Origin of the sequence: Thermomonas sp. (genome assembly GCF_025993755.1) — a bacterium.
GTDB lineage: Bacteria > Pseudomonadota > Gammaproteobacteria > Xanthomonadales > Xanthomonadaceae > Thermomonas.
Map to the genome: position 1 here is coordinate 1 of NZ_JAMQHN010000172.1, position 1,592 is coordinate 1,592.

The window sequence follows — 1,592 nt, forward strand, 5'->3', positions numbered from 1 at the left end:
CGGGAAGCCGCCGCGCCCGCCCATCAGGCCCTTCATGCCGCGCATCATGCCCTTGATGCCGCCCATGGAAAGCTTGGACATCATCTTTTCCATGTTCTGGTACTGCTTGAGCAGCTGATTGACCTGCGCCGGGCTGGTACCCGAACCCCTGGCCACGCGCGCGCGGCGCGAGCCGTTGAGCAGGCCCGGATTGCGGCGCTCCTTCAGGGTCATCGAGTTGATGATGGCGATCATGCGCGGCACTTCCTTGCCGGTGACCTGGTTCTTGAGGTTGTCCGGCATCTGGCCCATGCCCGGCAGCTTGTCCATCAGGGCGTGGATGCCGCCCATGTTCTGCATCTGCTCGAGCTGGTCGCGCATGTCGTTGAGGTTGAACTTCTTGCCCTTGGCGACCTTCTCGGCGAGCTTGGCGGCCTTCTCCTGATCGACGTCGCGCTCGACCTGCTCCACCAGCGAGAGCACGTCGCCCATGTCGAGGATGCGGCCGGCGGCGCGCTCGGGATGGAACACGTCGAGACCATCGGGCTTCTCGCCCACGCCAATGAACTTGATCGGCTTGCCGGTGATGTAGCGCACGGACAGCGCCGCGCCGCCGCGGGCGTCGCCGTCGGTCTTGGTCAGCACCACGCCGGTCAGCGGCAGCGCTTCGCCGAAGTGTTTGGCGGTGACGGCGGCGTCCTGGCCGGTCATCGAATCGACCACGAACAGGGTTTCCACCGGATGCACGGCCGCGTGCAGTGCCTTGATCTCGGCCATCATGGCGTCGTCGATCGAGGTGCGGCCGGCGGTATCGACGATCAGCACGTCGGCATAGGCCTTCTTCGCGTCCTCGATGGCCGCCTTGACGATGGCCTCGGGCTTCTGCGACGCGTCGGACGGGAAGAAGGTCGCGCCCACCTGCCCCGCCAGCGTCTGCAACTGTTCGATGGCGGCGGGACGATAGACGTCGGCGGACACCACCATCACCTTCTTCTTGCGTTTGTCCTTCAGATGCCTGGCCAGCTTGGCGACGGTGGTGGTCTTGCCCGCGCCCTGCAGGCCGGCCATCAGGATCACCGCCGGCGCCGGCACGTTGAGGTTGAGATCGGTCGCCTGCGAACCCATCACCGCCGCCAGCTCGTCGCGAACGATGCGCACCAGCACCTGCCCGGGCGTGAGCGAACGCATCACCTCCTGCCCCACCGCGCGCACCTTGATGCGCTGCACCAGCGCCTGCACCACCGGCAGCGCCACGTCGGCTTCGAGCAGGGCGATGCGCACCTCGCGCACGGCTTCGCTGATGTTGGATTCGGTCAGACGGCCGCGTCCGCGCAAACGGTCGACGGTGCCGGACAGGCGCTGGGTGAGGGATTCGAACACGCGAAATGGCCGGTTTGTGACGGGATTTCCGGATTATATAAGGTGCAGGCGCACGACCCACCGCATATCGCCAGTGGCGGCCGAAATCCATCGCTTGCGCGATCGATTCGTGGTCGGCCATCCTTGGACGGCGGCGGGCCTCGGACATCCGGGGCGGGTCGGGCTCTGGCTGGACTTGGATGAATACGACAAAGGAACCATTCCGGATGACGCGCAACGGCTGGCTGGCCCGA

The 1,592-nt window shown here is 66.1% G+C and carries 1 protein-coding gene; it reads right to left on the reverse strand.

Going from position 1 to position 1,592, the window contains the following annotated elements:
• Window positions 1-1,359 (reverse strand): signal recognition particle protein (gene ffh / locus Q0X16_RS12625; RefSeq protein ID WP_297835039.1); only part of this gene is annotated, 1,359 nt, incomplete at its 3' end.
• Between the last annotated feature and the right edge of the window lie 233 nt (window positions 1,360-1,592).